Source organism: Tenuibacillus multivorans, assembly GCF_900103915.1.
In the GTDB taxonomy this organism is placed as follows: Bacteria; Bacillota; Bacilli; order Bacillales; family Alkalibacillaceae; genus Tenuibacillus; species Tenuibacillus multivorans.
Genome location: NZ_FNIG01000001.1, coordinates 134,325 through 157,615, shown reverse-complemented (window position 1 = coordinate 157,615; position 23,291 = coordinate 134,325). Strand labels below are relative to the sequence as shown.

Sequence of the window (23,291 nt, the reverse complement as noted above, 5' to 3'; positions counted from 1 at the left end):
TAGCCCCTTCATTTTTTCGTTATTCTTTTCATTATAAGAAAAAATTGGTTAACCGCCAACCTTGTAAGACGATTAACCAATTTGATTAGTGAACGTGTTCAACTTCATAACCGTTTTCTTCTAAAATAGATCCAATGTGTGGTTCTAACGTTAAGTGAAGTGCACCAACAATCACAAAATATGTTTTCTCTTCTTCCTCTAGGAAAGTCATAATTTGATCAGCCATATTATAGTTACGCTCATCATTTAAAGCGGTTAAATACGCTTCTGCATCCTCATCGCCTTCTTCACTTTCGGTAACCATTGTACCTAGTAAACCTTCGACATCACCTTCCCGGTAGATATCCAACATTTCATCAAGATCGTCTTGATATGTTTCAGTACTGACGAGCATTTCTTCTAACATTTCAACCTGATACTCTTCTGTAGCAGCATTTGCTAAAACATCTAGTTGTTCTTCCATCGTCTCAAGGGCGACAATTTCTTTACCATCTAGACCAGCCTTGTTTAAAAAGTATTGATCAACACCATAGGTATAGCCTAATTCTTGAACCATTAACTGCTGGATGGTATTAGATAAATACCATGGCTTATAGGTTTTGACCATATTTGGGTCAATATTGTAATTAGATAAGGTAGCTTCTAACTCGCTGTATAATTCAGGTGAAATATGATCTTGAATCGTCGTACCATCCTGATATTCACCAAGTTCAGTGTAAAGCTCCATAGCTTTTCCCAAATCTATGTTATTCATATCTATTTCTGGTACTACAACATCTGCTTCTTCATAAGCCTGTTCGACCTTAGTATGTAACGGATATAAATCACGTGGTGCAACATGAATGGTTCCCTGTAAATATACTGTCGTGTCTTCGTCCTCTACCTTCCATAGAAAACCGCCGGGTCCATCCTCTCGTCCAACCGGTTCTTCTTCAGCCTCTTCTTCTGTTTCAGAGTTTTCTTCATCTACTGATTCCTCTTGTTCCACATCCTCTGGAACTGTTTCCTCAGGTGTTTCCTCTTCTGACGTACAAGCCATCAAGAACATTAATAAAAAAAAGATGGCCAAACTTTTTAACATGTTCTTTTTCAACATATTACTCTCTCCCATTCTCTTCTTGTTGATTTCCATTAACCTTATTCTTCCACGAAATTGGAAAAAAGTCTACAACTTGTAACCTAAAATTAATATTTTAACATAATGACACTGATGACAGTATTTCCAAAACGTTTTAAAAGGCCGATAAATCTTGAAATATCAGGCATTCTGTGGCAATATTTAAGAAAGAAAAACTCTTCGATTAGAAAGCCTTTTAAGTGAAACTTGCTTAAATCATAAACAAGCTTTCTCAACAAATTAAAGGAGCTCTCACATGAATCATAAAGCCGTTATCTTAGGGAATAATTATTATATAGCTTTAAGTGTGATGCGAGGTTTAGGTGTCCACGGTATTCATACAGTCGCGATTGATTATTCTGATGATGATACATACGCTGCTAAATCCAAATACTGTAACGAGCAACTCATCGCACCTCATTATAAAGATGAACCAGAAGCATTTATTCAATTTTTAATAGATTATGCTAAAAAACAAGATAAAAAACCTGTTCTCATGCCTTGCCATGATTCTTATGTGGAGCTAATTGATCAATATTTAGATCAAATTAGGAAATATTATTTGATTCCACAGACTGAACAAGGTCTATATACAAAAACATTGGACAAGGAAAAACTTCATGAGCTTGCAACAGAACATGGTGTCCTTGTTCCGGAGACTGTTCATACAAACGAAGAAGATTTTTATGAAAAAATTGATCAAAAAATTAAATACCCTTGTATTGTTAAACCAACCGATTCACCAAGCTTTGTTTCAACGTTTAGACAGAAGAATTTTAAGGTATATAGTCGAGAGGAATTAGATGAAGCCCTACAAAAGGCGGAAGACGCTGACCTTGAAGTCATCGTACAACGGATTATTCCAGGGTTTGACGATCATATGCATACCTTTGATTGTTACTTAAATCAGGATGCTAAAGTGACCCATTGGACAACCGCTCAGAAGCTACGTCAATATCCAATCAATTTTGGAGCATCCGTTTATACACACCAGCTTCACTTCCCCGAGCTTTACGAGATTGGGAAGAAATTTTTAGAAGGGATTGGATTTAAAGGGTTTGTCGAAATTGAATTTAAAAAAGATGCTGATACGGGCGACTTTTATTTAATCGAATTAAATGTACGCTTTACGAACTTCGATGCCTTGCTAACAAAAGTTGGGCTTAACTTCCCTTACATTACATACTGTGAGTTGATTGGTGATCCATTACCACCAATGTCTATTAAAGAGGACACAGGAATCACCTTTTGGTATGCTTACGAGGATTTATTAGCCATTCGCGATTATTTAAAAACGAAACAGCTCACGTTATTGCAAATCATTCGTTCGTTTTTCAAGAAGAAAGCCTATGCGGTCTGGGATTGGAAAGATCCTAAGCCAGCTTTTTCATATGCAGGCATGATTGGGCGTAAGGTAATAAAAAGGGTAACAAACAGGTAGCAGAGAAGCTTCCTTAATGGAGATGATGAAAGATGTTATTATCTGAAATTATGAAAGGGTTACAATTTAACCTGAAAAATGGGGATTTAGACAAAGAAATTAAGTCTATAGCTTATGATTCTCGTGAAGTGACGCAAAATGGTGTTTTTGTAGCTATTCAAGGGTTTACCGTCGATGGGCATCACTTTATCGACAAAGCCGTTGAACTGGGAGCCTCTGCGGTTATCGTAGAGAAAGATGTTTCAATTGATGATTCCGTTACAGTTATCCAAGTGAACGATTCACGGAATGCTTTGGCCCACATTTCCGCTAACTATTATAACCATCCAACTGAGGACATGAACTTGATCGGTATTACAGGCACGAACGGAAAAACGTCAACGACTTATTTTATTAAGTCGATTTACGACCAAGCCCAAAAATCCATTGGCCTGATTGGAACAATTGGAACGGTTATGAACGGCCAAATCATACAAAATAAAAATACAACGCCAGAGTCACTCAACCTGCAACAAACGTTTGAGCGAATGGTGAAACATGACGTTCAAAATTGCATGATGGAAGTCTCTTCACATGCCTTGTGCCTAGATCGTGTGGCTTACAGTCGGTTCAATACAGCTGTATTTACCAACTTAACGCCCGATCATTTAGAGCTTCACAATTCGATGGAAGATTATTTTAATGCTAAGGCTAAGTTGTTTGAGATGGCTCAAGATTTTAACATTGTGAACGCTGACGATACATACGGGCAAAAACTGATCAAACGCGTTGAAAACCTTAATCCAACGCTGATTACCTATGGTATTGATGAAAAGGCCGATGTGTATGCGACAAATATTGAGTATTCATCAGAAGGTACTGAATACACGTTACATTTACCAAACGGCAAAATTAGAATACAAGTCAATGTCCCTGGTATTATTAATGTCTACAATAGCTTAGCAGCGGCAGCATGTGCCTATGTCAATGATTTCTCGTTAACTGACATCAAACGCGGGATCGAAGCCTTACAAAATATTAAAGGCCGCTTCGAAGTGATTTATAAGGATCGTGATAATAAGGTTGTCGTTGACTTTGCACATACTGAAGACGCTCTGAAAAAAGCCTTAACCACTTTACGTAATTTTACAAAAGGACGGATAATACTCGTATTTGGCGTCTATGCACCTCCCGGGGATGTCGGTCGTGAAAAACGCCACGCTATGGGGAAAGTAGCCGCCCAATACGCAGACTATGCTGTCGTGACATCTGATAACCCTAAAGACCAAGATCCTAACCTTATATTAGAAGAGATTGTTGAAGCCGTTGAAGAGGAAAACGGAACCTATAAAATGGTATTAGATCGTAAGCAGGCTATTGAATATGCCTTAAGCATTAGTGGAAAAGACGATGTTGTGCTTCTAGCTGGTAAAGGTCATGAAACATCACAGGTTATTGGAGATAAGGAGATTCCATTTAATGAAAAAGAGATTGTTAAAGAGATTTTAAAAGAGAAAGGTATTTTAATCTAGTCGACAATCAAGAATGACAACAAACTAACTGAAATTAGGTGTAATTATGCAACCCATAAGCTTAGGTGTTATTGGAGGTATGGGACCTAAAGCAACTTCTGTCTTTTATGACAAAGTTATCGATCAAACAGAAGCCCATAAGGATCAAGATCATATTAATATGGTAATCTTAAATCATGCCACCATGCCTGACCGTACTGAAGCGATTTTAACAAATCAAAGTGAACGATTCTTACAATCCATTGAACAGGATTTTAAACTATTAGAACATGCTGGTGTCGCTAATATTGCGATTCCTTGTAATACATCACATTTTTATTATAAACAATTACAAGCGATGACCAATATTCCGATTATTAATATGGTTGAAGAGACGATTCGCTATATACATGATCGTTGTGGAGCGCAAACGAGAGTTGGTATATTAGCCACCAACGGAACGATGAAAACCGGTATTTATAAAGCGGCTTGTGAAAAGTACCGAATTGAACTTTATGAACCACATGAAGCGTTACAGGATGAAGTGATGAAGTTGATTTATGAGGATGTTAAAAGTGAGCTCGCAACAGATCCTCGAAAGCTTGAGAACATGGTTCAACATCTTATAACACAAGAAAACTGTCAAAGCGTCATCCTTGCTTGTACCGAGCTTTCTTGTATTCCGATTCGCGGTGAATTTAAGAAGTACACGATTGATGCGATGAATGTCCTAGTTGAACAATCTATACTCCGTTCCGGAAAATCACTGAGATATCAAAGTGTGACCGAACAAATGGTTTCATCGAGTGGACAGGCTTAAGCTGGAATGTTGACAGTGACGAATACTTTTATTAAAAAGTCCTTTGAAGGCGATATTTTCAAACGCGAGCTCCGTCTTTCTGTAAATGAACTTGAAGAATTAAAGCAAATATACCCGAATGCTCGCTTCTGTAAAATGAGCGAATCGCATGAAGACAAATCGTGGTACAACATTCATATTAAACATGTATAGAGACAGGGTAATCCTGTCTTTTTTTATTTAAAATCTCGGCACTACAAACGATTGGGAGAATTTTGTGATAATATACTCATATAACAGATTAAAATGAAAGTGTGATTCAACACGATGAGTATTGAGAAAAAACCGAGTAAATGGATGCAACGCCTCTTATTAACACCAATCCGTACATACATTGAATCACGTTCTGACATAGTCATTGAACGTAACGATACGGAACATATGGAACCACCCTATATCATCTTAGCCAATCATGTGAATAATTGGGATCCCCTGTTCTTAAATTGTTATGTCAATGAACCGATATGTTACATAGCCGGGGAACCGTTATTCCGAAATCCGTTTCTTAAACAGATTTTAGAATATACAGGCGCAATCAGAAAAACAAAATTCACGAATGATACAAGCACGATTCGGAGTGTTATCAAGGCGAAAAAACATAATCGAGTCATCGGTATTTTCCCTGAAGGTAACCGTAACTGGGACGGTTATAACGAACCACTCATTTATTCAACCGCAAAATTAGTCAAACTATTAAATATACCAGTCGTCATTGCCAAAATCAAAGGTGGTCATATAAGTCACCCACGCTGGGGCGATGGCCACCGCAAGGGGAAAATTGCGATTTCATTCGAAAAACGTTGGGACTTTAATGCCTTCGAGCAGGATTCAATAAATATGATTCATGAAAAATTAACAGAAGCGCTGCATCACGATGAAATGGCTTGGCAAAAGGAAGAGAAAAATGAATATCAGGCGAAAAACCCAGCCCATTACTTAGAACGTCTACTTTTTACTTGTCCACACTGCCAAACACCTGGTCGTATGCATTCCAATGGTGATCGGTTTTACTGTTTAACCTGTGACTACCGTGTTCGATATACGCCTTACGGAACCTTTGAATCTATTAATCAACCAGTCTATTATTCAACACCGTATGATTGGAAAAACTGGCAGATACAATTTCTAAATGAATACTTTGGACAATCTGAGTGGGAAGAAACTTGGAAAAATTGTTTGCAAGATCCTGTTATGCTCTACGTCTCATATGACAAAAAGCCTTTTCAATTGCTTGGGAAGGGACGGCTAACATGGGAGGACGAGCAATTTATTTTTCAAGGTAAACAGGAAAGAAAGGTCTTCCCGATTAAGGAAACAGACGGAATGAACATTCAATTTCACCATAAATTAGATTTTTTATATCAAGATGCTTTTTATCGAATTGTCTTTTATGAACCGAGAAGCTCAGCTTATAAATGGTTACAAATCTCTAAACTAATCGATCAAAAACATAGGGCAGAAACAAGGGGAATGCACAATGGATAATACTTGGCTTTTAGTGATGGACTTCATATTTATCTCATTATTAATCGTTTTAGCAGCAGTTATTAAAGCTCGTGTTCCAGCCATTCGAAGGTTAATTATTCCAACTTCAATGATTGCTGGTTTTATCGGATTAGTTGTCGGACCTGAGCTATTAAACTGGATTCCATTTGACGCTGATATGTTAGGAGCGATTGTTTATCATTTAATGGCGATCGGGTTTATTGCATTATCCTTAAAGAATCGTGATGTTCATAGTAGCCCAGCCATTTTAAACTCTGGCATGCTTATCGTTTCTACCTATCTCGTGCAAGGAATTATTGGGTTTGGAATTTTACTATTCTTAGTTGAGTTCTTTTATCCAGACTTTTTCCCGGGTATCGGGTTACTCTTACCGCTTGGCTTTGGACAAGGTCCCGGACAAGCCTATTCAATTGGAACCCAATGGGAAGAGCTGGGTGTAACAGGCGGCGGCAACCTTGGACTAACGATCGCAGGTATTGGTTTTATTTGGGCTACGGTTATCGGCATTATTCTGATCAACATTCTTATAAAAAGTCAAAAGTTTAAGGCACCACACCTTGATCAAGTATCAACACATAAACCTGTTGTAGAGAAGTCAGCACCTGATGAAATTCCATTAAGTGATGCGATTGATAAATTAACTTACCAGATTGCCTTAATCGGGTTAATCTATCTCGTGACATATTTGACGATTGCCGGGTTAGAAGTTGTGCTAACACCTCTTGGAACATTCGGAGAAACATTGGCTCAACTAACTGTCGGCTTCCATTTCTTAATTGGTAGTTTGTATGCTATTTTGTTCCGAGTCATCTTAAATAAATTACAGAAAAAAGGGTTGAAGCTTGAGCATTCACCAAATAACTTTTTACTACAACGCATTGCTGGTTTCTCCTTTGATTACATGATCACAGCATCAATTGCCGCGATTTCTATTTATGCATTAAGGGAATACATTGTCCCTATCTTACTCATTACAACAATCGGCGGATTAGCGACCGTTTTATTCCTCGTTTGGATTACGCCACGCATTTTTCCTAAGGATGCTTTGGCAAATACACTTGGATTTTTTGGCATGCAGACCGGAACGATCTCAACGGGAATGGCACTCGTTAAGGCGGTTGATCCATACTTCCAATCGAATACGTCCGAAAACCTTGTGATGGGAAGTGGCACAGCGTTAATGTTTGGATTTCCGCTTTTGATTATTTTAAATGTCCCGGTTGTTGGTTATGTACAAGGTGATCCATGGATGTACGTTTACACGTTCTTTGGATTATTACTCTATTTTATAGCACTCCTTGGCACACTTTGGTATCGTACAAGAAAACCTGTATCATAGAGTAAAAGGAGTCGTTCTTTGTGTCACGTTCTAAAGGGAGATTACTAGGCTTTACCCTGGTTATGGGATTCATAATAACCGTCATTGTTTCCTATATTATGTTTCGTCAGAGCGCTGAGTGGGACATGATACAAATGGATCACGGTGAAAAATATCCATTGTTCTGGAGTCTTGAGGAACAGCATGCCTTAGATGATATTCGATTAATTGAGTTAGATGAACGTGGTTTTGAACGAATTGATGTTCGAATAACTGATTTCTATTATTTACCTAAAGTAAATCGTATTCATTTTGGGCTATGGTATGACGCGGAAAAATATGACCATGAGGATATACCACTAGGTGTATTTGAGCATGTTTTCATAGATGATCAGGGAAATCAATATGAAGACATGAGTTTCTCTATTGGTCCACACAGTTTTTATGGACAATTCCATAGACGGTCTACAAGTGGTATAAATATAGACGATATCCAGGAACTATATCTATATATATATCCAATCAAGAATGACCAAAGATTAGAACCTGCAAAGGCATTAATTTATTCTAAAGATGAGGCGTTAGAAAAAGTTTAATATAAATGATTCCTTAACCAATATTAGTTCTTTGTAAATCATTGACTCTAAAATTAATAAAGGTTATATTAAAGATAATTAAAGTTAACAATATGTCATGAATAAAATGAAGATAATGTATTATAATTAAAAAGAGACGGAATGCTGTAACATTCCGTCTCATAACAGCTCCGTTAAACAAGGAATGGGCTGTTACTCTCTGAGTTAGTTTTTGTTCTTACTACCTTGCTTTTGCCAGAAGCAAGGTAGTTTATTTTTGCCCATTACCGTTAGGATTAACGGAAGGACAAAAATCTGAGCATCTGATAAACATGATATTACAATAACGGGTAGTAATACCAGTATCATTTTACTGCCCATAAGCTCTCACCTCCTTCCTCGCCCCAGTTGGACGATGAAAAAGAGGTATAGCCCACTACCTTGCTTTGAACGGGAACTGCTTGTATTTTATTATACAATATTTTCCCATTTTATAATTTTTATCTAAGATTTAATTTTGTTTTGTTCAGCACTATTTTTGGTGCACATAGTCCACCTGAACCCAAGCATAAGTTAATTAAACCTCTTAACCAGATTTAGGTGTACACTTATAACGCTTTAACTAAACCACCATCAACCACTAACGATTGTCCTGTTACGTATGTGTTAGCGCCTGATGCTAGAAAAACTGCAACTCTAGCAAACTCTGCTGGATCACCGTAGCGTCCCATTGGAATATTGCTTTCGGATTTCTTTTTAACCTCTTCGGCTGAGACACCCATTTCATCTGCCTTCACTTGATCCAAATGTGCTACTCGATCTGTACCAATTCGCCCTGGTCCAAGAGTATTGATTAAAATATGATGTGGTGCTAGCTCTTGTGATAGACTTTTCGCCAATCCAACTATTCCTGCACGGAACGTATTAGATAATAGCAAGTTATCAAGTGTCTGTTTAATAGACGATGAAGCAAAATTAATAATACGTCCTGATTGCTGTTCTTTCATATATGGCAAGACTTCACGAATCGTGCGAATAAAACTTAAAAGATTGAGTTCAAATGCCTTTTGCCAGTCTTCATCTTCAAAGTTTTCAAAGGTCCCTGCCGGTGGTCCGCCGGCGTTATTCACTAATACATCAACCATACCATTCCAATTAACGGCTTCCTGAACTAATGCTTTAATTTGCTTAGGATTTGTAATGTCACATGTGACAAATTTGACTTGCTCATTTCCGCTTTCAGTTTTAATTTCGTCTACGGCTTTTTCAAGCTCAGATTCATTGCGACTTGAGATTAATACATGCGCCCCTTCTTTCGCAAACTCTAGTGCTGTTGCTTTACCCAAGCCTTTACTTGCCGCTGTAACGATAACTGATTTTCCTTGTAAATTAAAATCCATACCAACACCGCCTTTTTTCTTACTATTATATCAAAGAACAAAAGCGCAAGCGCCCGTTTAGCGACGTATGGACTGGACTGAGCCGCAGGAGATAAAGGAAACACGACGAGGTTATGAGTCGATGTTGACTTATCGTACGGAGGTGAGGGAAGTCTCACTAGTCGCTGGGCGCTGGAGTTAGACGTGGTTAGCGTGTTAGAATAGTTTTTCACATACCAGCAATTTATAATTTCTTAAACAACAAAAAAACTGCCGAAAGATCGACAGTTAATCATGAATTATTTTAATATTTCATACTTACCGATCAATGGTAATGGCTTCATCTCGCCTTTCGCAGCATTAATGATGCCAATTAACCATAAGATAAAAATGAATAAGTTACCCAATGGTAGAATGAGAATCCATCCGATAATAGGTATAATCGTCCCAACAACATTAATAATAACGGCTGTAATCAGTAACATTAGACCTTGATTAGCATGGTACATCGCAAACTTTGATTCCTTTGCGACCAGTAATGGTAAGAAAAAAATGATATAGGCAACAACACCTAACCCCTTATTTTCCTCTGCATCACTGGTTGCCTCTTCCTTATCTACCTGACTCCTCGCCTCTTTTTGACCTTTCTCCTGTTCATCACTCATAAACATCCACCTTCCCCCCACAATGGTCTTACTCCAAATTATGCTCGGAATAAATGTTTATGAGACTTTTTTCACAAAAAAACTGAGCCCTATAAAACAGAGCTCAGTTCCTTCTTATTATTCATCATCGACTGGATAAACACCGTTTTCATCATGAACTTCTTTACCTGATATTGGTGGGTTAAATACGCAAACGACTCTCATGTCTTCACTACCACCACGTAGTAAATGTTCATCATGCTCATCTAACGCATAAAGCGTACCTGGTGTAATTTTGTATACTTTACCATCTTTTAATGTTTCGACTTCTCCGTCTCCTTCAATGCAGTAAACCGCTTCTAAATGGTTTTGATACCAAATATGCGTTTCTGTACCGGCTTTAATGACAGTATCGTGAACGGAATAACCCATGTTATCTTTTTTTAAGATTAAACGACGGCTTACCCAGTTTCCATTTTCAGCATGCACATCGTGTTCTGTTCCTAAAATGTCTTCTAATTTTACGACTTTCATTAACAGTTCCCCCTTTTAGTTTGTTACTGGTTCTTTGACAACACTTTTTACACTTTCTTCAATAATATTTAATCCCGCTTTCAACGCCTCTTCATCGATGTTAATTGCTGGGAATAGCTTAAATACTTCATCATCCATGCCGGATGTTTCCATAATTAATCCGCGTTCGAATGCTTCAGAAATAACTTTAGACGCATACTCCGGTTCTTCACATGCGACTCCTACCATTAAGCCACGGCCACGAACGGTCCCTTTAAGTTCAGGGTATTTCTCCACTAAATTATTCAAGAATTCATGTGTTATTTCAGATTTATTCCGAACGTCTTTTTCTAATTGATCGTCCTTCCAGTAATCAAGCGCGGCTGAAGCTGTTACAAATGCATGGTTGTTACCGCGGAATGTCCCGTTGTGTTCACCTGGATTCCAAACGTCTAATTCTGGACGGAATAAGGCAATCGCAAACGGTAAACCATAGCCGCTTAAGGATTTGGATAGGCAGACGATGTCTGGTTTAATTCCCGCTTTTTCAAAACTAAAGAATGTGCCTGTACGTCCTACACCAGCTTGAATATCATCAACAATGAGTAATATATCATGGCGTTTACAGATGTCATCTAATTGTTTTAACCATTCGAAGCGAGCCACGTTTATACCGCCCTCACCTTGTACGGTTTCAACAATCATCGCTGCTGGAATATCAACACCAGATCCGCTATCCTCTAAGTATCTTTCTAAATAATCAAGCGTGTTTTGTTCATCATTCATAAAGTTATCGTAAGGCATTGTCACTGAATGACTTAGTGGAACACCTGCACCTTTACGCTTTGATGCATTCCCCGTAACAGATAAGGATCCAATTGTCATACCATGGAATCCTTTCGTAAAGCTAATGATGTCTGTACGACCTGTCACCTTACGTGCTAGTTTAAGTGCACTCTCGACCGCGTTTGTACCTGTAGGGCCAGGGAACATCATTTTATACTCTAGGTTACGAGGTTTTAAAATAACGTCGTTAAACTTTTTAATAAATTCACCTTTAGCTGAAGTTGCTTTATCTAATGAGTGCGTAATACCATCATCTTGTATATACTCAATCAATTTATCTTTCATTTTAGGATCATTGTGACCATAGTTTAAGGCACCAGCACCTGAAAAGAAGTCAATGTACTCCTTTCCGTTTTCATCCCATAGCTTATGACCTTTTGCTTTAGTGAACACAGTAGGGAAATTACGGCAATAGCTACGCACCTCAGATTCCAATGATTCAAAAATGTTCATATCTGTTTGACTCATATTTTATCCTCCTTAATTAAAACACACACTTACCTTTATTTCGTCATCCTTATTTATTTAAGAGGTCCAATTCTAAAACAACGCTCCTCCTCATGTTCATCCGAAGGGAATAAATCCTCTGAGAAGAAGTCATAAACCTGACAATCTGTATCATGATGACGCGCAAGCCCTTTGAATAATGATTGAGATGCTTTATTCGAAGGGGTTACGGTTGCTTCCAAGAAGCGAACATCCCGGCAAGCATCGCGGTTTATTAATTCATTAAGTATTTTAGATGCAATTCCTTTTCCACGTTGTGAGGAATCAACACCAATTTGCCAGACAAACACGACATCTTGTTTTTCAGGTGGGATAAAAGCCGTAACAAACCCAACGACCTTGTCACCCTCTTTGGCTACAACACATGTGTCCGCAAAAAATTCGCACATCAAGATGTATTTGTAAACTGAGTTTTGATCAAGTGTTGAATTGTTGACTAATTTCCACATTTCAGTACCGTCTTCAACTGTTGGTGTTTCAAAGGTTACAGTATCTAACGGTTTATTAAGCGTTGCAGTTCCGTTTTGTTTTTTAATAGATAAGATCTCCTTTCGATCCCATATTTTTTAAACTTACAATTAAATATATTAAGGGGAGGGGAAATTTTAATCAAACCAGTTTAAACACTATTAAATGGGATTAATCATCTTTAATTGTTATTTAAACAAGTTGTTATTAAATGAACTTAAGAATGCTAACATATTGTTTATCATTCTCTATAATATTTAAAATTTAAATTCACTTGGGTAATAATATATAATTTGGTAATAAAACACAAAAGAATAAAATAAAAAAATGTCTCCCGATAATTCGAGAGACATTATAGTTGATCCTATTATTGAGATTTTAGGCCTCGATTGCAACGAGCTGTTGCATCGTTCCTTCTTTTTCATATTGTGTGTGCCAAGATAACGCTTTTTCTAATACATGTGGAGTATGACCGCCTCTTGTTAATGCTTCCTGGAAGTATTCTCTTAACTGATCACGATACATTGGGTGAGCACAGTTATTAATAATGAGCTCAACACGCTGCCTTGGAGCTAAGCCACGCAAGTCAGCATAACCCTGTTCTGTCACTAAAACATCGACATCGTGTTCAGTATGATCCACATGAGATACCATTGGCACAATACTTGAAATTTTGCCGTCTTTAGCTATTGATTTTGTTACAAAAATGCCTAGACGTGCATTACGAGCAAAGTCACCTGACCCACCGATACCATTCATCATCTTCGTACCGCGAACGTGAGTCGAGTTAACATTACCGTAAATGTCCATTTCAAGTGCTGTATTAATCGAGATTAAGCCTAATCGACGAATCACTTCTGGATGATTTGAGATTTCTTGCGGCCTTAAGATTAACTGATCTTTATATTTATCAAAGTTTCCAAAGACCTCTTTCATTTTTTCATCTGATAACGTAATAGAACAACCTGATGCAAAGGTTACCTTTCCAGCATCTAATAAATCAAATACGGAATCCTGTAAAACCTCTGAATAAACCTTTAAATCCTCAAAGTCTGATTCTAACAAGCCGTGAAAAACGGCGTTTGCTACTGAGCCAATACCCGATTGTAATGGAGCTAGACTCTTCGTTAATCGACCCACTTCTACCTCTTGTTTTAAGAAATTAATTAAATGATCTGCTATCATGTTTGTTTCTTCATCTGGTGGCACAATGTTGGATGGGGAATCCGCTTGATTTGTAAAGACGATACCTTTCACTTTACTCATATCAACCGGAATCCCTTGTGTTCCAATGCGATCTTCAGGTTTTGTTAATGGAATTGGTTGACGTTCCCCTTGTTTACCTGGCGCATATAAATCATGAACTCCCTGAAGATCTTTGGTTTGTGCTAGATTAATTTCAATTATTATTTCATCTGCATTTTGGGCAAATGCTAGTGAATTACCAATGGATGTTGTCGGGATAATCTCCCCGTCTTCTGTCACTGCAATCGCTTCAATAATAGCTATATCAATTTGATCCAATGTATTCGCTCTCAACATTTCAGACGTATGCGAAAGGTGTTGATCCACAAAGTGGAACTCGCCTTCATTCATTTTACGTCGCATCGTTACATCTGCTTGAAATGGTAAGCGCTTTCTTAAAATACCTGCTTCAGCGAAAATTTTATCAACATCAGACCCTAAAGATGCGCCTGTAAAGACATCTACCTTAAAAGGTTCTGTTTTCGCACGTTCAACTAATGCGTGTGGAAGTGCTTTCACATCTCCGGCACGTGTGAAACCGCTTAATCCTAGCGTCATACCATCTTGTATCCAAGATGCAGCGACATCAGCAGATACAACAAGATCTTTTAAACCTTGATGCTGGATACGTGAATCATCGCGTTCCATTCTGCACCCCGCCTTTCTATTATTGGTTCCAATTTAATTTTATCGTATATTGGGCGGGGAAAATCGCTTTTTAGTCATACGCCTAAAAATTGACGCTAAGATAGAAAATAAACGTATGAAACAGAAGATTAAAACCCAAGGAGTTTTCTGAAATAGCTTGAATGAGTCTGGCTGACCGGAATAGACGTATCATCCGACATTTTTAATATAAATGTTGAGTGGGTATCTGGGTAAATTTGTTTAATATGATTAATGTTAATAATATAAGATCGATGGCAGCGTATAAATCGGTCTCTTGGTAGGAAGTAATCAAACTCATTTAATGTATTTTTGTGTGTTCCCGTTATATTTAAACTATTGATGAATGTTTTTCTATTTTTCGCTTCGATGTACAATATATCTGAAAAAGGCACCGGTACCCAGCTATCTTCTGAGTTAATGGTTACAACAGACATCGCATTTGTTAATGTTGGAAATATGGCTGTCACACATCCCGTGATTTCCCCATTTGTTTCGTATGGCACCGCCATCCCATAATAAGGCACTCCAAAAATATCACGATCAATGTACTCAGAAACCTTTTGCTTTGTTTTGAGCGCCTTATAAGCAATCGTTCCTTCCACGACAGGGTCTCCTGGTTTAATTTTTAAATTAACCCGTTTACTCGGTCGATAGTAAATATACTTTTCTGTATCAGACAGTGCCAAGGACGTCTCATCAGAAAACAGCTCACCTATGATATCCATTAATGTATCGGTATTTATATTTAAATCCACGATCAATCACCCTAGTGTCATTTTTCTTCTATCATAGGATACAACCCACGCCTAGTTTTAACAATTAATTTAAATCGGCTGCTTTATTAAATACAGTTAAGGGTTATCATCACAATTTAATTCCAATCTTTAAGTTGTACAAGCACTCCTTTATGAATAGGAATAAGTAAATAAATTTAGAGGAGTGTTAACGTTGGGTGTCTTTTTTAGTTATCTTCTTTTGGGAATTTCACTTGCAGCCCCAATCGGCCCAGTAAATGCGGCCCAATTAGACCGAGGAATTAAAGGCGGATTTTTTCCTGCTTGGTTTGTGGGGCTAGGGGCTATTACAGCTGATGTAATTTATATGTTAATGGTTTACTTGGGAGTTGTTCATGTCGTAGATACACCATTTGTTAAAACATTCTTATGGTTATTTGGAGGGTTTATTTTAATTTATACTGGAATTGAAAGTATGTTGAGTGCTAAAGAAATAAAAGTTATCCACGAACGAAATACAGAACCTCTACATAAATCATTCTTGACAGGATTCATCATGTCAATATCTAACCCATTAACCATCCTGTTTTGGTTGGGCATTTATGGTTCAGTCCTTGCACAAACTGCATCCAGTTATGGCTATCAATCCTTGATTTTATATAGCTGTGCTATTTTTATCGGTTTATTAACTTGGGATGTAAGTATGGCTGCCGTCTCAAGTAGTTTCCGTAAAATACTTAATGATCGTATACTTACTGGCATCGCAGTCATGTCTGGCTTAGCACTTATTGGGTTTGGGCTTTATTTTGGATGGCAAGGGATCTTATTATTAATCCAACATTAATAAGTTTCTTTTACCCACTTTTTGTTCATAAAAAATACAACAATCCCGATTAAACCGACAATTCCTAGACTAATGAAAAATCCAGGGCGGTTTGTTTGATCGAACAACGTGCCTGTAACACCAGCAAGTAACAATGCTATTCCAGCATAGTATTGAATGTGGTCTTTTAGGGAGGCTGTTTGTAACTTTCTAGCAGATAAGATAATAAATATCCAATTGTAAAGAAGCATTAAACCAGCACCAGTCGTAATATAAGTATAAATTTTCTCTGGAAGTACTAAAGCCATCACAATCGATCCAGCGATCCCAACAATAAGTAAACCTAGAGAAGGAACTGGTACAGCTAATTTACCTTTTTTTGCGAAGAAGGAAGGCGCATCTCCATCTTGAGCTAAGGATACTAGGATCGTCGTGACACCATAGAATGAGGCAACCATGGTGGAAAAACCTGCAACAATTAATGCTCCGTTAAAAATATGTGGGACAAACCCTAAATCAAAGTCCTTCAATGCAACAATGAATGGACTTTCTTCGGTATTAAATACATCCCAAGGCACTAAAACTAATGCTAAGATTAGGGAGATAGCGTAAATTATGACAAGGGTTAAAATCATCACTCTACCTGATTTGGGGGCTTCTTTTGGCTGTTTTAATTGAACAGCCATGAGCCCCATAACCTCAATGCCTCCGAATGCATAGAAGGCAAAAATTAGACTTGCCCAAAATCCCATTAATCCTGTTGGAAATATATCATCAATAGTGCGAGGAATATGTAATTGTTTTACGCCATCAAACAACCCCAAAACAAAAGCCCCAGCAATCACAACAAACATGATTATGGCAGCCAGCTTCATGACAGCAAATATATTTTCAATTCTACTTAATTTTTTTGCGCCCACTAATAAAACAACTAGTCCTAGTGATGCATACCCAAGTGCAAATAACCACAATGGGAAGTTCGGAAACCAAAATTGCGAAAAAATAGACAGTGCAGTAAGCTGACTTCCCATGATTAGTATTTCTGCAAACCAATACATCCATCCAACACTAAACCCAGCCCAGTGGCCATACGCTTGCTTAGCATAGGTACGGAATGCTCCCTTTTCAGGATGATTTGCCGTTAATTTTGCTAAAGCATTAAACACAATATATGTTGAGATTCCAGCCAATACAATCGCGATTACTATAGATGGTCCACCCTGTTGAATACCGATACTGGTGCCCAAAAAGAAACCTGTCCCAATCGTACAGCCAACCCCGAATAGAGATAGCTGCCACCATTTCATGTTGTTCTCGTTTTTTTCTGACTGCGACATATTGATCCTCCTTACACACTATAAATTCCCCATAAGATTAGAAATTAATTTTGCAATTTTTTCTAATCGCTATCGATTAATAAATGTGTAACAAGGATTCATCCACATGTTTGGTATTTTCCGAACGACTTATCTATCTTATTCATCTCCGTGCTCGTTCGATTAACTTTACAACCCTATAAAATAGTAAAAACCCTATAAACGTAATAATCAATACACCTGGAATGTAAAGATAATCAGACCAATTGTCTAAAAACGGGCGATATTTTAAATAAAAATAGTTCCCATCAATTAATGGATTAAGAAGGTAAACGAACATTAAATATACGACAAAGATGACATATGCCCTAATAAATGATTTAAATGTTGGCCGCCAACCAAAGGCTATATATGCAAAATACGGTAGTAAAATCGTGATCGCATGATTAATTAGAAAGGATAGACCCATGATATGTGTGATCTCATAGATTCTTTGCGGATATAAAAATGAACCGTAAGCAAATATACTAAAGAAGAATAGTACATCGAGAACTTTAAAGTTTTTGGTCATTATAAAGTAAATACCCAATAAAGAGCTAATCCTTGAAATATGTAATGGAAGTGATTCAGAGATGTTAAACCCGGTCTCAAAGATATACCATGAATAAAGCATGATTTGCTGTAGGATCGAAATCGTTAGGATAACGGCACCAATCCTATGGGCGTTAGATTTAATTTTCTCTTTATTGAATAATAATAATCCAAGCAGAGCCACCACAATGATAATATATACCAAATGATGGATATCAAAAGGAGCGATAAATGGCGCCTCTTCACTCCAAGACTGATTTATCATTAACATCCCCTCCCAATACCATTTTAAAGTATGTGTGAATAGAACCCAATTAATTTTTTGTAAAATTTAGGAGTAGGATTAGTCATTCCAACATAAACATTTACCAGGAATAAGTAAATCGATTCATATTCCATAATTCCCCGAATAGACTGTATGAGAAACTTTTATGGGGGGATTTTGATGAAAGTATTACGTTTGGGACATGCTATGTATGTTTTGACTAGTCGAGAGGGGAAAAACTATTTAATTGATCCGTTCTTTGATTTAAATCCTGGATTTCCAAAAAAGCTAGACAATAAGGAGTTTTTCAGCTCTATCGATTGTGTATTCTTAACACATGGCCATTTTGATCATACGAGTGGTCTATCGAAATTTATTGAGCACAACCCTGATGTCATGTTTGTCGCTCAATACGAATTAGCTTTAATTCTACTTCAGCAGGGCATGAAGAACGTCCTACCAATCAACTTTGGTGGTACCGTTTCCTTTGATGATGTGAGCGTCACCATGGTACAGGCATTACATACTTCTTCATATAAAGAAACTCAAGGGTCCCCCATCTACTCAGGTAAATCCGCAGGTTATGTGTTTGATTTTGTTGATGATCATACACTATACCATTCGGGCGACACAGCGTTAATTTCTGACATGAAGCTGATTCAAGATGTGTACAACCCTGATATTGCTATATTATCTTCATCAGGACATTTCACGATGGGGCCAAGGGAAGCATCATATGCGGTGAAACATTTATTAGACGTTCAATATGTTATTCCAAGTCATACATTCCCTACAAGACAAACAGCACCCTCTCCTGATTCATTAAATCAATTATTAAAAGAATTCCCAGTTGTTGAGAATATGATTGATAAGGATCAAGAATTAGAGGAATTTTTAAAAGACTATGAAGAAACAAAAGTCGTTATCATGGGTTATGGTGAAGAAAAAGAGTTTTAAATTTAAAACGAGTGAGTATCTCGTTAGGATACTCGCTTTTTCTGTCTCTTTCTACAAAACTAGTGTTCATTTATAACACCCTGTGACAAATTTCTATTTAGTTATACTCTATAATAATGAAAAATGTTCAAATAGGAGTCGAGTTTATGGAAACTACTGAAAAAATTTATCAAATCAGCCATGAGGTCTCTGAATTGGACAAGCCTGAAACAAAAGACATTTTATCGAACAATATTAGTTTCTATCGTTTTATTGGAGGTAATCCGAGTGAGACAGAGGATTTGACGAATCAACTTTATGCTTTAAAAGAGCAAAAAGACTTACTCATTGGGATATTTCGGTTTCCTTTCCGTTTTGAGGGGAAAAAGAGATTTCAAACCGCTACGACCCAATATTTTAGAATGAAAGAAATTTGTAATGCGGTGATTTATTTCCATAGTGATGAATTAATGAAACTAATCGATAATAGCACCACCATACGAGAGGCGAATCAAACGTTTAACTCAATCGAGGAACAGACCATTCAATCACTTAAGCAGATTATTGAAGAACCAGGAGACATGAATATCGATTTTCAAGACATTGAAACGTTTATTAATAAAGCTAAAGGTCCTCTATTTATTCACACTGTTGAAGGCGAATCCTTTGATATTCCATTAAAATATTTAATTTCTACACCTTATTTACCTGAGGATTTTACAGACGGAAAGCAGCTCATTATTAATATTGGTTATACAAGAGATGTGAATATGGAAACGTTTCGTCAAATTAACTTAAGGCTGCATGACTTGTTTTCAAAGGCTGATCTATTTAAGATTGGTTCGCATTTTATAGATGAACCAGGTGAACGATTTAAAATCACGTTAATCGTGAATGGCATTGAAGATCCGATTGAAGCGCCAGATGATTATAAAAAGTTATCTCGATACATGAATTTATTCAGGAAATGGCAAAGATTTGCTGAAAAAGGTAAAAGACGATTTCAGCATTTAAAAAATTAATAAAGTTACACAATTCGATTTTAATTCCTAGAAACAACTATGGGCCCTGATTCATATAATGCAATATATCTTTCTTATATATAGGAGATGATCGCATTATGGGAATTTCAACTAATACCCACTTTATTTATACCGTCCAACAGGGTGATACACTCTATAGTATTGCTAATCAGTTTTCCAGTACATCACAAGCTATTGCAGATGCTAATTACTTATATCCACCAGTAGCCAACCCGGGAATGATATTTCCAGGACAGATTCTAGTGATTCCATCCAGGGTCACAACTACTTATGCTTCTACTTTTTATCACGTCTCACCAGGTGATACACTTAATCAATTATCAACCAGATTTTCTGCGAATATTGAGTTAATTGCTGGAATTAATGAAATCAATAATCCAGACTCTATTAATATTGGTCAACAATTAGTTGTTCCAGCCAAAATTTACAATGTTGAACCAGGAGATAATCTTTACCAAATTGAACAACGTTTTGGCATTCACCGATCCAACATTATTCGAGCCAATTTAGGTCGTCCTGGATTCTCGCCTGAGACCATTTGGCCAGGTTTTTCTCTAATTATTCCATTACCAACGTCAGAAAATATCGCCGTCATTACTCCAGTGCCTGGTACAGTCTTAATGAATAACCAACAGATTGCTGGATGGGCAAGAGCTTTTGAAGGAAACGTTCTTCATCAAGTTCGTGATAGTAATGGTGTCGTTGTATCAAATGAACGTTCTGTTACAGCAAGCCTTGGAGCGCCAGCATACGGTTGGTTCCAAAGCTCTCTACCATTTGACCAACAGCCAACTTCAAATGTTGGAGAGATTTGGGTTTATACACGTAGTCCAAGAGATAATGAAATCCAAGATTTAGTAAGGCTTAGCGTTTACTTTGGTGCAAACCTCTAAACGATTCCGAGAGTCTGGGCAAAGCTTAGTAACATAAAAATTCGTGGGGCGACATCGTATTGATGAGTCCCGCGATTTTTTTGGTAGGTAAGAAAATAAAAATTTATCTTACCTGCATAAGTGCAACTACTTCTCTGACTTCGCCTAAAAGACTCGTCAATCGACAAGTTTTCTTTAGTAGATAATTTAATTTTAATAAACAAAAAGGATCTCCTTAAGAGAGAGTGGTAAAAGAATTAGGGTTTGTGTTCATGCGGTGAACTTAAGAAAGTACACCGCTATGAACAATCAACAAAGTCCAAATTATGATATAAATTTAATCAAAAGTGGCACCAATCATCAGATCAGATGGTTGGTGCCATTATTATATTCCTCATTTCTATAACTTACTATATCTATCTTTTCCACTACTGTGTTTAGTTGTCCACACATTTTAACCTTTCCCATTCCCCTTACCCAAGCATGTCCCCGTTCACCTACATAATGTAATTAACAAAAGGGGGTGAAAACATGATCGAAGTATTACTGTTTTCCCTATTCGCTGGACTTTTCATTTGTGGTGGAGTTGCAATAAGAGTACTAACTAAGCAAGAAACAACCAAAATGCTAAGTACTTTTATAGAAGATCGAGAGCCGGAACCAAAATCCATTACTGTTCGCCCAGTCCCAGAAAAAGTTCTTGCATTGCAGGATTCAACCGAACGCTTTAAGGATTAAAAATGATTCAACATCTCCCTTAATAGAGTAGGGAAATGACCAAGCTCCCTACTCTATTAAATTCAAATCGTGTATTAATCTTTAATATTTTTGGAAAGGGGGTGGCGCAATGATCCAATTAATATTATTTATCCTTACGTTAGGATTGTTCTTATTTGGAATGTTTCTTGTAAGAACAGGACTTTTTAACTTATCTGCTGATCGATTAAAAAATTGGCTGGCTGTATTAACCGATTCACCCTGGAAAGGGCTTTTATTAGGCATCGTGGTTACCGCCATACTACAAAGTAGCTCTGCCGTATCAATTATAGTAATTGGATTAGTTGCCGGACAAATGCTCACCTTCTCTCAAGCCATTGGGATTATTTTAGGTGCGAATATTGGGACAACGATCACAGCCGAAATCATTACGTTAGAAATTAATGCTTTGATTATTCCCATTGCCATCATCGGGGGAATCTTATTTCTAATTAATAGAAAAGCTATAAGAAATAGTGGTATGGCTTTACTAGGGTTATCTGCTGTATTTGGTGCTATGTGGGGATTTAAAACATTAGCAGCACCGCTTAGAGAAATGGAGAAGGTGCATGAATTGTTTTTAAGCTTAGACAGCAACCTTTTCCTAGCTGTTATATTTGGTGCTGTTATGACAGCTATTATTCAATCAAGTACAGCTACAACAGGTATTATGATGGGATTTATAGCAGCTGGATCCTTGCAATTAGATACAGCCGTAGCCGTTGTACTAGGGGCCAATATAGGTACCTGTGTTGATGCTTGGCTTGCTTCAATCGGTGGAGGTCGAGAAGCAAGACTCACGGCTTGGTCTCATTTTTGGCTTAATGTCTTAGGTGTAATCGTCTTTTTCCCACTCATTGGTGTACTATCCGAAATAGGTACTCATTTAGCAGATCGACCGGATATACAGCTTGCTCATATCAGTGTTATATTTAACGTTCTGAGCTCCTTAATTGCCCTACCTTTTGTCAATCAATTCTCGAAACTCATATTAAAAATTCATGATCGAAAGAATACGCAGACCTAGTCAACTTTTGCATAATTAAAACATCTCCTGAGTCCAGGAGATGTTTTTTTGAAATGACTTTAACTCTTGTTTATTCACTCTTAAACTCAATCATATCTATCTTTTGACAGTTAGCCACAAAAGTATTATTAGAACTATTAGTGAAGTATACTAAGCCAGTTAAAGGATCAAATTCCATCAATTCTTCTACCTTTGATACATCCTCTCCATTAACCATTATTTCTTCTATTTGTGTTCCAGGAGGAATATTTTCTAGTAATTCACAAATGGATTTTTGCAACTTAATAACCTCCTTTTTAACATATTTACTTTAATATATTTCATAGAAACTATTATGGTATGTGTGTATCT

Annotated in this window: 23 protein-coding genes; 12 read left to right on the top strand and 11 right to left on the bottom strand. The window is 37.2% G+C overall.

What is annotated here, in order from left to right; translation table 11 throughout:
• Window positions 1–85 precede the first annotated feature (85 nt).
• Complete coding sequence (locus BLP77_RS00795) at window positions 86–1,096, bottom strand: TraB/GumN family protein (protein ID WP_143001379.1); 1,011 nt, start codon at window positions 1,094–1,096, stop codon at window positions 86–88.
• Window positions 1,097–1,373: 277 nt separating this feature from the next.
• On the opposite strand from BLP77_RS00795, the gene BLP77_RS00790 reads away from it, so the two are divergent.
• The 6 genes from BLP77_RS00790 (at window position 1,374) to BLP77_RS00765 (ending at window position 8,327) form a co-directional block, all read left to right on the top strand.
• On the top strand, window positions 1,374–2,558 hold the full coding sequence (locus tag BLP77_RS00790; protein WP_093855196.1) for a carboxylate--amine ligase: 1,185 nt from the start codon (window positions 1,374–1,376) through the stop codon (window positions 2,556–2,558).
• A gap of 32 nt (window positions 2,559–2,590) precedes the next feature.
• Window positions 2,591–4,069: a UDP-N-acetylmuramoyl-L-alanyl-D-glutamate--2,6-diaminopimelate ligase gene (locus BLP77_RS00785; protein ID WP_093855195.1), complete on the top strand. Its 1,479-nt coding sequence runs from the start codon at window positions 2,591–2,593 to the stop codon at window positions 4,067–4,069.
• A 46-nt stretch (window positions 4,070–4,115) separates the two neighbouring features.
• Window positions 4,116–4,868 carry a cysteate racemase gene (gene cuyB, locus BLP77_RS00780; protein WP_093855194.1) on the top strand — a complete coding sequence of 251 codons (753 nt, stop codon included), beginning with the start codon at window positions 4,116–4,118 and terminating at the stop codon, window positions 4,866–4,868.
• 306 nt (window positions 4,869–5,174) lie between these two features.
• Window positions 5,175–6,392 carry a lysophospholipid acyltransferase family protein gene (locus BLP77_RS00775; RefSeq protein ID WP_093855193.1) on the top strand — a complete coding sequence of 406 codons (1,218 nt, stop codon included), beginning with the start codon at window positions 5,175–5,177 and terminating at the stop codon, window positions 6,390–6,392.
• Window positions 6,385–7,752, top strand: coding sequence for a sodium/glutamate symporter family protein (locus tag BLP77_RS00770; protein WP_093855192.1), 1,368 nt, complete (start codon window positions 6,385–6,387; stop codon window positions 7,750–7,752). Before BLP77_RS00775 ends, BLP77_RS00770 begins: the two co-directional genes overlap by 8 nt.
• Before the next feature lie 20 nt (window positions 7,753–7,772).
• Window positions 7,773–8,327 (top strand): hypothetical protein, encoded by a 555-nt coding sequence (locus tag BLP77_RS00765; RefSeq protein WP_093855191.1) that lies wholly within the window; start codon window positions 7,773–7,775, stop codon window positions 8,325–8,327.
• A gap of 587 nt (window positions 8,328–8,914) precedes the next feature.
• Here BLP77_RS00765 and BLP77_RS00760 read toward each other — a convergent pair.
• The 7 genes from BLP77_RS00760 to BLP77_RS00730 form a co-directional block, all read right to left on the bottom strand.
• Window positions 8,915–9,706, bottom strand: a complete 792-nt coding sequence (locus tag BLP77_RS00760; RefSeq protein ID WP_093855190.1) for an SDR family oxidoreductase — start codon at window positions 9,704–9,706, stop codon at window positions 8,915–8,917.
• A gap of 278 nt (window positions 9,707–9,984) precedes the next feature.
• Window positions 9,985–10,350, bottom strand: coding sequence for a DUF4870 domain-containing protein (locus BLP77_RS00755; RefSeq protein WP_093855550.1), 366 nt, complete (start codon window positions 10,348–10,350; stop codon window positions 9,985–9,987).
• A gap of 117 nt (window positions 10,351–10,467) precedes the next feature.
• The gene (locus BLP77_RS00750) at window positions 10,468–10,863 is read right to left on the bottom strand and encodes an ectoine synthase (protein WP_093855189.1); all 396 of its coding nucleotides are present in this window, start codon (window positions 10,861–10,863) and stop codon (window positions 10,468–10,470) included.
• 15 nt (window positions 10,864–10,878) lie between these two features.
• Window positions 10,879–12,156 (bottom strand): diaminobutyrate--2-oxoglutarate transaminase, encoded by a 1,278-nt coding sequence (gene ectB / locus BLP77_RS00745; RefSeq protein WP_093855188.1) that lies wholly within the window; start codon window positions 12,154–12,156, stop codon window positions 10,879–10,881.
• 53 nt (window positions 12,157–12,209) lie between these two features.
• The gene (ectA, locus tag BLP77_RS00740) at window positions 12,210–12,731 is read right to left on the bottom strand and encodes a diaminobutyrate acetyltransferase (protein ID WP_261753337.1); all 522 of its coding nucleotides are present in this window, start codon (window positions 12,729–12,731) and stop codon (window positions 12,210–12,212) included.
• Window positions 12,732–13,041: 310 nt separating this feature from the next.
• The gene (gene scpC, locus BLP77_RS00735; RefSeq protein ID WP_093855186.1) at window positions 13,042–14,556 is read right to left on the bottom strand and encodes a succinyl-CoA:acetate CoA-transferase ScpC; all 1,515 of its coding nucleotides are present in this window, start codon (window positions 14,554–14,556) and stop codon (window positions 13,042–13,044) included.
• 128 nt (window positions 14,557–14,684) lie between these two features.
• Window positions 14,685–15,302 carry a LytTR family DNA-binding domain-containing protein gene (locus BLP77_RS00730; RefSeq protein WP_093855549.1) on the bottom strand — a complete coding sequence of 206 codons (618 nt, stop codon included), beginning with the start codon at window positions 15,300–15,302 and terminating at the stop codon, window positions 14,685–14,687.
• Between the two features lie 223 nt (window positions 15,303–15,525).
• Here BLP77_RS00730 and BLP77_RS00725 point away from each other — a divergent pair, with 223 nt between their 5' ends.
• On the top strand, window positions 15,526–16,155 hold the full coding sequence (locus BLP77_RS00725) for a LysE family transporter (protein WP_093855185.1): 630 nt from the start codon (window positions 15,526–15,528) through the stop codon (window positions 16,153–16,155).
• Here the strand turns inward: BLP77_RS00725 and BLP77_RS00720 are convergent.
• Both BLP77_RS00720 and BLP77_RS00715 read right to left on the bottom strand, forming a co-directional pair.
• Window positions 16,152–17,471: an amino acid permease gene (locus BLP77_RS00720; protein WP_093855184.1), complete on the bottom strand. Its 1,320-nt coding sequence runs from the start codon at window positions 17,469–17,471 to the stop codon at window positions 16,152–16,154. The genes BLP77_RS00725 and BLP77_RS00720 overlap by 4 nt on opposite strands.
• A 142-nt stretch (window positions 17,472–17,613) precedes the next feature.
• Window positions 17,614–18,306: a YwaF family protein gene (locus tag BLP77_RS00715; RefSeq protein ID WP_176752908.1), complete on the bottom strand. Its 693-nt coding sequence runs from the start codon at window positions 18,304–18,306 to the stop codon at window positions 17,614–17,616.
• A 180-nt stretch (window positions 18,307–18,486) separates the two neighbouring features.
• Here BLP77_RS00715 and BLP77_RS00710 point away from each other — a divergent pair, with 180 nt between their 5' ends.
• The 5 genes from BLP77_RS00710 to BLP77_RS00685 all read left to right on the top strand — a co-directional run bounded on the left by BLP77_RS00710 (window position 18,487) and on the right by BLP77_RS00685 (window position 22,940).
• Window positions 18,487–19,263 (top strand): metal-dependent hydrolase, encoded by a 777-nt coding sequence (locus tag BLP77_RS00710; RefSeq protein WP_176752907.1) that lies wholly within the window; start codon window positions 18,487–18,489, stop codon window positions 19,261–19,263.
• A gap of 146 nt (window positions 19,264–19,409) precedes the next feature.
• Entirely contained in the window at window positions 19,410–20,264 is an 855-nt protein-coding gene (locus BLP77_RS00705; protein WP_093855181.1) for an FtsZ/tubulin family protein, read from the top strand.
• 98 nt (window positions 20,265–20,362) lie between these two features.
• Complete coding sequence (locus BLP77_RS00700) at window positions 20,363–21,178, top strand: LysM peptidoglycan-binding domain-containing protein (RefSeq protein ID WP_093855180.1); 816 nt, start codon at window positions 20,363–20,365, stop codon at window positions 21,176–21,178.
• A gap of 510 nt (window positions 21,179–21,688) precedes the next feature.
• The gene (locus tag BLP77_RS00690) at window positions 21,689–21,895 is read left to right on the top strand and encodes a hypothetical protein (protein WP_093855178.1); all 207 of its coding nucleotides are present in this window, start codon (window positions 21,689–21,691) and stop codon (window positions 21,893–21,895) included.
• A 109-nt stretch (window positions 21,896–22,004) separates the two neighbouring features.
• Window positions 22,005–22,940 (top strand): Na/Pi symporter, encoded by a 936-nt coding sequence (locus tag BLP77_RS00685; RefSeq protein ID WP_093855177.1) that lies wholly within the window; start codon window positions 22,005–22,007, stop codon window positions 22,938–22,940.
• Window positions 22,941–23,010: 70 nt separating this feature from the next.
• Here BLP77_RS00685 and BLP77_RS00680 read toward each other — a convergent pair whose 3' ends face one another.
• Window positions 23,011–23,220 (bottom strand): hypothetical protein, encoded by a 210-nt coding sequence (locus tag BLP77_RS00680; RefSeq protein WP_093855176.1) that lies wholly within the window; start codon window positions 23,218–23,220, stop codon window positions 23,011–23,013.
• Window positions 23,221–23,291: the final 71 nt, after the last annotated feature.

What these genes read in the sequence shown, in the direction of transcription:
- BLP77_RS00760 (WP_093855190.1), bottom strand. Translation starts at nt 9,706, where the DNA reads ATGGATTTTAATTTACAAGGAAAATCAGTTATCGTTACAGCGGCAAGT.
- BLP77_RS00685 (WP_093855177.1), top strand. Translation starts at nt 22,005, where the DNA reads ATGATCCAATTAATATTATTTATCCTTACGTTAGGATTGTTCTTATTT.
- BLP77_RS00790 (WP_093855196.1), top strand. Translation starts at nt 1,374, where the DNA reads ATGAATCATAAAGCCGTTATCTTAGGGAATAATTATTATATAGCTTTA.
- BLP77_RS00750 (WP_093855189.1), bottom strand. Translation starts at nt 10,863, where the DNA reads ATGAAAGTCGTAAAATTAGAAGACATTTTAGGAACAGAACACGATGTG.
- ectB (WP_093855188.1), bottom strand. Translation starts at nt 12,156, where the DNA reads ATGAGTCAAACAGATATGAACATTTTTGAATCATTGGAATCTGAGGTG.
- cuyB (WP_093855194.1), top strand. Translation starts at nt 4,116, where the DNA reads ATGCAACCCATAAGCTTAGGTGTTATTGGAGGTATGGGACCTAAAGCA.
- BLP77_RS00730 (WP_093855549.1), bottom strand. Translation starts at nt 15,302, where the DNA reads ATGGATATCATAGGTGAGCTGTTTTCTGATGAGACGTCCTTGGCACTG.
- BLP77_RS00795 (WP_143001379.1), bottom strand. Translation starts at nt 1,096, where the DNA reads ATGTTGAAAAAGAACATGTTAAAAAGTTTGGCCATCTTTTTTTTATTA.
- BLP77_RS00690 (WP_093855178.1), top strand. Translation starts at nt 21,689, where the DNA reads ATGATCGAAGTATTACTGTTTTCCCTATTCGCTGGACTTTTCATTTGT.
- BLP77_RS00720 (WP_093855184.1), bottom strand. Translation starts at nt 17,471, where the DNA reads ATGTCGCAGTCAGAAAAAAACGAGAACAACATGAAATGGTGGCAGCTA.
- scpC (WP_093855186.1), bottom strand. Translation starts at nt 14,556, where the DNA reads ATGGAACGCGATGATTCACGTATCCAGCATCAAGGTTTAAAAGATCTT.
- BLP77_RS00700 (WP_093855180.1), top strand. Translation starts at nt 20,363, where the DNA reads ATGGGAATTTCAACTAATACCCACTTTATTTATACCGTCCAACAGGGT.
- BLP77_RS00755 (WP_093855550.1), bottom strand. Translation starts at nt 10,350, where the DNA reads ATGAGTGATGAACAGGAGAAAGGTCAAAAAGAGGCGAGGAGTCAGGTA.
- BLP77_RS00715 (WP_176752908.1), bottom strand. Translation starts at nt 18,306, where the DNA reads ATGATAAATCAGTCTTGGAGTGAAGAGGCGCCATTTATCGCTCCTTTT.
- BLP77_RS00775 (WP_093855193.1), top strand. Translation starts at nt 5,175, where the DNA reads ATGAGTATTGAGAAAAAACCGAGTAAATGGATGCAACGCCTCTTATTA.
- BLP77_RS00710 (WP_176752907.1), top strand. Translation starts at nt 18,487, where the DNA reads ATGAAAGTATTACGTTTGGGACATGCTATGTATGTTTTGACTAGTCGA.
- BLP77_RS00705 (WP_093855181.1), top strand. Translation starts at nt 19,410, where the DNA reads ATGGAAACTACTGAAAAAATTTATCAAATCAGCCATGAGGTCTCTGAA.
- BLP77_RS00770 (WP_093855192.1), top strand. Translation starts at nt 6,385, where the DNA reads ATGGATAATACTTGGCTTTTAGTGATGGACTTCATATTTATCTCATTA.
- BLP77_RS00785 (WP_093855195.1), top strand. Translation starts at nt 2,591, where the DNA reads ATGTTATTATCTGAAATTATGAAAGGGTTACAATTTAACCTGAAAAAT.